The sequence below is a fragment of the Streptomyces sp. NPDC056373 genome (genome assembly GCF_042262425.1).
Classification (GTDB): domain Bacteria; phylum Actinomycetota; class Actinomycetes; order Streptomycetales; family Streptomycetaceae; genus Streptomyces.
Genome location: NZ_JBHJPX010000010.1, coordinates 184,500 through 192,981, shown reverse-complemented (window position 1 = coordinate 192,981; position 8,482 = coordinate 184,500). Strand labels below are relative to the sequence as shown.

General features: G+C 72.9%; 8 protein-coding genes. 4 read left to right on the top strand and 4 right to left on the bottom strand.

All coding sequences use genetic code 11. The annotated features are described in order from the left end of the window. The first annotated feature begins 489 nt into the window (after positions 1-489). Both ACFCXS_RS22660 and ACFCXS_RS22655 read left to right on the top strand, forming a co-directional pair. Positions 490-1,059, top strand: coding sequence for an XRE family transcriptional regulator (locus ACFCXS_RS22660; RefSeq protein ID WP_351641929.1), 570 nt, complete (start codon positions 490-492; stop codon positions 1,057-1,059). Beyond that, positions 1,056-1,775, top strand: a complete 720-nt coding sequence (locus ACFCXS_RS22655) for a helical backbone metal receptor (protein WP_376645141.1) — start codon at positions 1,056-1,058, stop codon at positions 1,773-1,775. Before ACFCXS_RS22660 ends, ACFCXS_RS22655 begins: the two co-directional genes overlap by 4 nt. On the opposite strand, the gene ACFCXS_RS22650 is transcribed toward ACFCXS_RS22655, so the two are convergent. Beyond that, positions 1,687-2,838, bottom strand: coding sequence for a TDT family transporter (locus ACFCXS_RS22650; RefSeq protein ID WP_376645140.1), 1,152 nt, complete (start codon positions 2,836-2,838; stop codon positions 1,687-1,689). The genes ACFCXS_RS22655 and ACFCXS_RS22650 overlap by 89 nt on opposite strands. Positions 2,839-2,908: 70 nt before the next feature. Between ACFCXS_RS22650 and ACFCXS_RS22645 the strand changes: the two genes are divergently transcribed. Continuing rightward, on the top strand, positions 2,909-3,838 hold the full coding sequence (locus tag ACFCXS_RS22645) for a LysR family transcriptional regulator (protein WP_376645139.1): 930 nt from the start codon (positions 2,909-2,911) through the stop codon (positions 3,836-3,838). A gap of 109 nt (positions 3,839-3,947) precedes the next feature. Here ACFCXS_RS22645 and ACFCXS_RS22640 read toward each other — a convergent pair whose 3' ends face one another. The 3 genes from ACFCXS_RS22640 to ACFCXS_RS22630 all read right to left on the bottom strand — a co-directional run bounded on the left by ACFCXS_RS22640 (position 3,948) and on the right by ACFCXS_RS22630 (position 7,016). After that, a complete protein-coding gene (locus ACFCXS_RS22640; RefSeq protein ID WP_376645288.1) occupies positions 3,948-4,643 on the bottom strand; it encodes a gamma-glutamyl-gamma-aminobutyrate hydrolase family protein in 696 nt (231 codons plus the stop codon). 37 nt (positions 4,644-4,680) lie between these two features. Continuing rightward, complete coding sequence (gene eat / locus ACFCXS_RS22635) at positions 4,681-6,126, bottom strand: ethanolamine permease (protein WP_376645138.1); 1,446 nt, start codon at positions 6,124-6,126, stop codon at positions 4,681-4,683. Positions 6,127-6,278: 152 nt separating this feature from the next. After that, a complete protein-coding gene (locus ACFCXS_RS22630; RefSeq protein WP_376645137.1) occupies positions 6,279-7,016 on the bottom strand; it encodes a FadR/GntR family transcriptional regulator in 738 nt (245 codons plus the stop codon). A 97-nt stretch (positions 7,017-7,113) separates the two neighbouring features. On the opposite strand from ACFCXS_RS22630, the gene ACFCXS_RS22625 reads away from it, so the two are divergent. Next, positions 7,114-8,478 carry a glutamine synthetase family protein gene (locus ACFCXS_RS22625; protein WP_376645136.1) on the top strand — a complete coding sequence of 455 codons (1,365 nt, stop codon included), beginning with the start codon at positions 7,114-7,116 and terminating at the stop codon, positions 8,476-8,478. Positions 8,479-8,482 lie beyond the last annotated feature (4 nt).

The following is an 8,482-nucleotide window of genomic DNA, read 5'->3' as shown; positions in this document are numbered from 1 at the left end:
TGTTGGGCCCCCCCCCGGGGGGGGGGCCCCCCACTTCATCATCAATGCGTGAACGTGACGCCACGAGAAGGATCCGGCCAATCGCAGGGAGTCACCCCGGGCCGTGCGCCGCGCCGACAGCCGGGCATCCGGACCTCCACGGTGTCACGTCGGTGCATCCGGTCCGACCGTGAAGAGCTGCCGCCCACAACCGAACCCCCGCGAACGGACGTACCCTGATGGCCCGCTCGCAAGCCCTGGCCGGGTGTCTGCGGCTCGTCCCGCTTGTCTCGTCCTCGCTTCGGAGGGGAAGGGCGTGCGTCGGCGCCCGCTGTGACCGGCCCACGGCCGAGAGCGGTGAGATCCGGGCACACGCTCTGCGCACACGTGCGACGAGCGCATGAAACGGGTTGCCGAGTGTGCGTAGGGTGCAGACAGGTCGACAAAGAAGTCCGCCCGGCCCGCAGGGGGACCGGGAACTCGCCACGGGCGAAGGAGGGAGCCGGAGCGATGGGCGACCACAAGGAGCAGCCGCTTCGGGTGGGCGCGGCCGTGCGCCGGCGGCGCCGCGCGCTGGACCTCACCCTCGCCGTCGTGGCCGCGCGCAGCGGCCTGTCCGTCCCGTTCCTCAGCCAGATCGAGAACGACCGGGCGCGGCCCAGCACCAGTTCCCTGGAGAAGGTCGCCGACGCGCTGCGCACCACGGCCGTGGAGCTCCTCGCCGCGGCCGACCCCGCGTGCAGCGTGGACGTCGTCCGTGGCGACGGCACCGAGCCGCAAGCCCTGCCCCGGTCCCGCTCCCTGGTCCGCGGCCACCACCAGATGCACGCCTCCGAGTTCACCGGCGACCACGACGCCGGCCGTGAATTCCAGTACCGCAACGACCAGTTGATGTACGTCGCCGACGGCGCGGTGGAGATCGAGGCGGAAGGCCGCGCCTACCGCCTGGGCCGCGGCGACACGCTGTACCTGACCGGCGGTGTACGGCATCGCTGGCGGGCGGCGGAGTCGGACACCCGCGTGATCGTCGTCGCCGTGGCGGAGCACATCGAGGCGGTCCGGGACCGGCCACGCCGGTGAGGGTCGTCTCGCTGGTCCCCTCGCTGACCGAGGCCGTGGCCAGGTCCGCGCCGGGAGCCCTGGCCGGCGCCACCGACTGGTGCACCCACCCCCCTGACCTGGACGTCGTACGCGTCGGCGGCACCAAGAACCCGAACACCGAGCGGATCCTCTCCCTCGCGCCCGATCTCGTGATCGCCAACGAGGAGGAGAACCGCGCACCCGACCTGGCGGCCCTGCGCGCGGCGGGCGTCGAGGTCCTGGTGACGGAGATCCGCGACGTGCCGCAGGCCTTCCGGGAACTGGCCCGGGTACTGGACGCCTGCGGGGTGACGTCCCGGCCGCGCTGGCTGGACGACGCGGAGCAGACCTGGGCGGCCCTGCCGGAGCCCGGGACGCGGCTGACCGCCGTCGTGCCGATCTGGCGTCGCCCGTGGATGGTCCTCGGCCGCGACACCTTCGCGGGGGACGTCCTCGCCCGCCTGGGCGTCGACCACGTGCACACCACGCACCCGGACCGCTACCCGCGCGTCCCGCTGGAGGAACTCCGCGCCGCGGCACCCGATGTGGTGGTGCTGCCGGACGAGCCGTACCGTTTCAGCCCCGACGACGGCCCCGATGGCTTCCCCGGCCTGCCCTGCGCGCTCGTCAGCGGACGGCACCTGACGTGGTACGGACCGTCACTGGCCGAGGCGCCGCGGGTGCTTCAGCGGGCGCTGCGAGCAGCCCGCCCCTGAGCAGCCCGCGCAGGGTGCCCACCACGGCCGTGCCCCACGCCGCGACCAGCACCGCGTACAGCAGCACCGCCGGACCCGCGTAGGCGACGAGCCCGGTGTGCCGGCCCAGCGCCTCGGTGCCGGTGACGCAGGTCCCGACCGGGAAGGTGAACGACCACCAGGTCATCGAGAACCGCATCCCGTGTCGCCGGGCGCGCAGCACATGGGCGGCGGCCAGGCAGGCCCACAGCAGCGCGAACCCCATCACGGGCACGCCGTAGAGCACGGCGAGCACCCCGAATCCCACGCTGTACGGCTCCGGTACGACCCCGGGCGTGACGTCCGCGAAGGCGCCGACGGCGGTGGTGGACTGCCCGAGCGGGCCGAGCACCAGGAACAGGGTCGGGGTGAGGGCGAGGGGCAGCGGCCCGCCGGTGAGCGTCCGGGCGAAGACCAGCGGCAGCATGACCAGGGTCGCGAGCAGACTGAGCCCGAACAGTGCGAAGCAGCCGAGGAGCAGGGTCTCCCGGGCCTGGCCGGGCGGCAGATGGGGCACCAGTTGTGGTCCGACGGCGGCCGACACCATGGGCGCGACGAGCGGCAGCAACCAGACCGGCGTGGCCTGTCCCGGCTCGACGCGATGGCGTACGGCCATCAGATACGGCACGGCGACCGCCGCGGCGAGACCGGTCAGGGTGCCCGTGGTGAACAGCACCGCGTCGAGCGTGACGGCCGCCCGCAGGCCGATCCAGTCCCGGCCGACGGAGAGGGCGCCGCCGCCCACGGCCAGCAGGGCCATGGCGAGGCAGCCGTAGAAGGGTGCCGTCGCCGGATCGAGCAGGTGGGCGCAGGCTTGGTCCCGGTGCCGGGCCCAGTGCACGGCCCGGCCGGTGAGCAGTGCCAGGAGCAGGGCGAGGGACAGGGCCCACACCCCGGCGAGCACCCCGCGCAGCCCCGGGAGGTGCGGTGCGAGGGCGGCCCCGGCGGTGGCGACGACGGCGGTGCCCATCACCGTGGCGTACCAGTTGGGTCCGAGACCACGGACGGAGAGCGGGTACACGAGGGGCCGGGCTGCGGTGACCATGACTCCACGATCGTTCCGGACACGGCGCACCACCAGGGACCATGCCTCTATGGCGACATAAGCTGGGTTTATGAGCAACGCGGATGAGCAGGCCGGGCCGGAGGTCACCGGGCCCCTGGCGCACCGGGTACCGGATCTGGGCGCCCTGGAGCTGCTGCTGGCGGTGGCGCGGCTCGGCAGTCTCGGCGGCGCCGCGCGGGAACTCGGCATCACCCAGCCCGCGGCCAGCAGCCGCATCCGGTCGATGGAGCGGCAGCTCGGCGTGGCGCTGGTCGACCGCTCGCCCCGCGGGTCCCGGCTCACGGACGCCGGGGCCCTGGTGACGGACTGGGCGCGGCGGATCGTGGAGGCGGCGGAGGCGTTCGACGTGGGGGCGCAGGCGCTGCGCGTGCGCCGCGACTCCCGGCTGCGGGTGGCCGCGAGCATGACGATCGCGGAATATCTGCTGCCCGGCTGGCTGCTCGCGCTGCGCGCGCAGCGGCCCGACACGGCGGTGTCGCTGCACGCGGGGAACTCGACGGTGGTGGCGGAGCGACTGCTGTCGGACGAGGCGGATCTGGGGTTCGTGGAGGGGCTGTCGGTGCCGGCCGGACTCGACTCGGCGGTCATCGCCCATGACCGGCTGATAGTGGTGACCGCGCCGGGGCATGCGTGGGCCCGGCGGCGGCGGTCGCTGGCCGCGGAGGAACTGGCGTCGACGCCGTTGATCCTCCGCGAGAAGGGGTCGGGGACGCGGCAGGTGCTGGACGCTGCGCTGGGCGGACTGGCCCGGCCGCTGATCGAGCTGTCGTCGACGACGGCGGTCAAGGCGGCGGCGGTGAGCGGGGCGGGTCCGGCGGTGCTGAGCGAACTGGCGGTGGGGGAGGAGCTGGCCATGCGGAGGCTGGTGCCGGTACCGGTGGAGGGGGTGGCGCTGGCGCGTGACCTGAGGGCGGTGTGGCCGACGGGGCATCGCCCCACGGGGCCGGCGCGGGACCTGCTGTCGCTGACGCGGGGGTAGGTTCTCGCCCCCGCCGCCCCTACCCGTCCCATCCCCAGGGGCGCTGCACCTTCGACCCCGCCGGGGGCTGCGCCCCCAGACCCCCGCTTCGGCCTGAACGGCCTCGTCCTCAGACGCCGGACGGGCTGACTCTGCCGGTACTCGCCGCCTCCACCAGCGCCCCCATCACCCGCACGTCCTCCCCCATCTCCGGATGCCACTGCACCCCCAGCACCCAGTCGGCCGACGGCAGTTCCACCGCCTCCACCGTGCCGTCCGTCGCGTAGGCCGACGGGACCAGGCCCTCGCCCAGGCGGTCCACGGCCTGGTGGTGGTACGTCGGGACGAACGTCTCCTCCGGCACCACACCGGCGTACAGACTCCCCGGCACCGGCTTCACCGCATGCCCGCCGAAGACGCCCACGACCTCCGCGTGCCCCTCGATGTGCTGCAGCAGAGTCCCCCCGAGAGCGACGTTCAGCAGCTGCATCCCCCGGCAGATCCCCAGCAGCGGCAGCCCCGCCGCCAGCGCGGCCTCGATCAGCGCCAGTTCCCACGCGTCCCGCTCCGGCGCCGGCGGCCCCGTCCGCGACTCGCGCTCGGCCCCGTACCGCACCGGCTCCACGTCCGGACCGCCCGCGATGACCAGCCCGTCCAGCCGTGCCACGGCGGCCGCGGCGTGCCGGGGGTCGTCCGGCGGCAGCATCGCGGCCAGGCCGCCGGCCCGCTGCACCAGCCGCGGGTAACCGACCGGCAGCAGCGCGGCCTCCAGCTCCCACACGCCCCAGCGCGCACCGGACTCCAGGTAGGTGCTGACACCGATCAACGGCCTGGTCACGACAACTCCCTCACGCTCGGACCACTCAGTCCCTTGCCAACTCTGCCTCGGCGGCCGCCAGCGCCGCGAACTCCTCCTCCGGTGCCTTCGCCACCAGGCGCTTACGGCTGTACAGGCCGAAGTAGGCGACGGCCACGGCGTACACCAGGAGGGCGATCAGCGCCGCCGTCACGTCCACCAGGAACGTCGCCACCAGCGCGGCGCACGCCAGCACCAGGGCGACCGACGACGTCAGCACCCCGCCCGGCGTGCGGTAGGGCCGCTCCAGCTCCGGCTCCCTGCGGCGCAGCACGATGTGCGACAGGGACATCAGCGCGTAGGAGATGGTCGCGCCGAACACGGCGATGTTCAGCATCCGCGCGCCGTTGCCGGAGACCGCCGCCAGCAGGAAACCGATCGTGCCGGGCACCAGCAGGCCCAGGTACGGCGCCTTGCGGCGGCTGGTGAGCGACAGGAAGCGGGGCAGGTAGCCCGCGCGGGACAGGGCGAACAGCTGGCGCGAGCCCGCGTAGATCAGCGAGAAGAACGACGCCACCAGGCCGGCGAGGCCCGCGTAGTTCACGATCCGGCTCAGAGTCGTCGCCTTGCCGTTCGGCTGGAGCGCCTCGACCAGCGGGTTGCCCGCCCCCTGGATCGCATCGGAACCGCGCGCCCCGGCCGCCGCGAAGAACGTGACCACCGCCAGCACCACCAGGATGCCCATCGACCAGCGGATCGCCTTCGGCAGGGTCCGGGCCGGGTCCCTGGTCTCCTCGGCGGCCAGCGGCACCCCCTCCACGCCGAGGAAGAACCACATGCCGAAGGGGAACGCCGCCCAGATGCCGAGCAGGCCGAACGGCAGCCAGGAGCTCGACCCCGCGGCGGAGGCGTCGACCGGGATGTCGTCCAGCGCCGCGAAGGAGAAGCCGGGCAGCGCCGCCAGCGCGAACACGATCAGGGCCACCACGGCGATGCCGGTGACGACGAAACTGAAGCGCAGCGCCTCGCCCACGCCCCACAGGTGGATACCGAGGAAGATCACGAAGCAGGCCAGGTACACCGGCCAGCCGGACTCCAGGCCGAACAGGCCGAGCGACTCGACGTAGTCGCCGATGAAGATGACGATGGCGGCGGGCGCGAGGACGTACTCGATCAGGATCGCCGTGCCGGTCAGGAAGCCGCCCCAGGGGCCGAGCGCCCGCCGGGCGAAGCCGTAGCCGCCGCCGGCCGTGGGCAGGATCGACGACAGCTCGGCGAGGGCGAAGACCATGCACGCGTACATCGCGCCCATGAGCACCATGGCGATCGCCAGGCCCCCGAAGCCGCCCTCGGCCAGGCCGAAGTTCCAGCCCGAGTAGTCACCGGAGACGACGTAGGCGACGCCGAGACCGGTCAGCAGCACCCAGCCGGCGCTGCCGCGGCGCAGTGCTCTGCGCTCCAGATAGTCGTCGCCCTCCGGGGCGGCGGGTGTGACGGTGGGTTCCTGGGGCATGGGCTGACTCCCGACGGGGCGGCGGTCACGGGATCGAGTGGGCTCCGACTCAATGGAATGGAGCCATACCTTTGCGGGCCGACGGGGGGATGGCAATACCCGTGCGTTAATCGCCCGTAAATCCTCACCCGGCGACGACACCGCCGCCCGGCTCAGCCGAGGAACCCCCGCAGCAGCGCCGCCGTGCCCCCGCAGTGCTCGCGCATGATCTCCCGCGCCTGGTCGGCCTCACCCTCGATCACCGCCTCCACCAGCGCGGTGTGCTGCCGCTGGGAGTGCTCCAGGTTGCGCACCAGCAGCGGGATGCAGTCGAGCAGGTCGTTGACTATCGCGCGGACGGCCGCGTACTGGGCGGTGAGCGTGGGGGAGCCGGACAGCTCGGCGATGGTGAGGTGCAGCAGCGTGTCCAGGCGGCGGTACTCCGCGAGCGGCGCGTCGTGCGTGCGCGCCAGGGCCTCGCGCAGCCGGTCCGCCTGCTTCTCCTCCAGCCCGTGCGCCGCGCACAGCCCGGCCGCGCCCACCTCCAGCACCTCCCGGAACCGCAGCACGTCCTCGATGTCGACCTCGGCCACCCGCCGCCGCAGCTCGTCCTCACCGACCGCGTCGGCGCGCGGCAGCACGAACGTCCCGCCGTACCGGCCGCGCCGCGACTCGACCAGTCCCTGGTCCTGGAGCACCTTCAGCACTTCGCGCAGCGTCACCCGGCTGATCCCCAGCCGCTCCGCCAGCTCCCGCTCGGCAGGCAGCCGCTCGCCCCCCGGCACCAGCCCCAGCCGTACGACCTGCAGGATCTGCTCCAGTGCCTCCTCGAAGCCGTTGCCCGCGCGCACCGGTCGCAGCACCGGCGTCAGCCCGTCCCGCACCTCGCCGCCCCCAGGTTCCTCCGGCATGTGGCCGTACCCCCTTCCCAAGCAATGGTTCTCGGCAATACCTTATGGCTCCCGGCGGATCCAGGCAGCGGATCCAAGGAGCCTAGGAGGCCTTCCCGTGGCAGACCGCACACCCCCGCTGAGCGTCGAGGAGCTGCACACCCTCGTCGCCGGCGGTGAGATCGACACTGTCGTCCTGGCCTTCCCCGACATGCAAGGGCGGCTCCAGGGCAAGCGGTTCGCCGCACGTTTCTTCCTCGACGAAGTCCTCCAGCACGGTACGGAGGGCTGCAACTACCTGCTCGCCGTCGACACCGAGATGAACACCGTCGACGGCTACGCCATGTCCTCCTGGGACCGCGGCTACGGCGACTTCGCCATGCACCCGGACCTCACCACCCTGCGCCGCGTCCCCTGGAACGCGGGCACGGCCATGCTCCACGCCGACCTCGCCTGGAGCGACGGCTCCCCGGTCGTCGCCGCGCCCCGCCAGATCCTGCGCCGCCAGCTGGAGCGCCTGGCCGAGCTCGGCTACACCGCCCAGGTCGGCACCGAGCTGGAGTTCATCGTCTTCAAGGACACCTACGAACAGGCCTGGGACGCCGGCTACAAGGGCCTGACCCCGGCCAACCAGTACAACATCGACTACTCCGTCCTCGGCACCGGCCGCATCGAGCCGCTGCTGCGCCGCATCCGCAACGAGATGGCCGGCGCCGGCCTCACCGTCGAGTCCGCCAAGGGCGAGTGCAACCCCGGCCAGCACGAGATCGCCTTCCGCTACGACGAGGCCCTGGTCACCTGCGACCAGCACTCCGTCTACAAGACCGGCGCCAAGGAGATCGCCGCCCAGGAGGGCATGTCGATCACCTTCATGGCCAAGTACAACGAGCGCGAGGGCAACTCCTGCCACATCCACCTCTCGCTCGCCGACGCCGACGGCACCAACGCCATGGCCGGCGACCTCGAAGGCGGCATGTCCGAGGTCATGCGGCACTTCCTCGCCGGACAGCTGGCGGCGCTGCGCGACTTCTCCCTCCTCTACGCCCCCAACATCAACTCCTACAAGCGCTTCCAGCCCGGCTCCTTCGCCCCGACCGCCGTCGCCTGGGGCCAGGACAACCGCACCTGCGCGCTGCGCGTGGTCGGCCACGGCCGCTCCCTGCGCTTCGAGAACCGCCTGCCCGGCGGCGACGTCAACCCCTACCTCGCCGTCGCCGGACTGGTCGCGGCCGGACTGCACGGCATCGAGCAGAAGCTGGAGCTGCCCGAGCCCTGCCCCGGCAACGCCTACGCCGCCGACCTCGACCACGTCCCCACCACCCTGCGCGAGGCCGCCGAGCTCTGGGAGAACAGCCCCGTCGCCCGGGCCGCCTTCGGCGACGAGGTCGTCGCGCACTACCGCAACATGGCGCGCGTCGAACTGGAAGCCTTCGACGCCGCGGTGACCGACTGGGAGCTGCGCCGCTCCTTCGAACGCATGTGAGGTC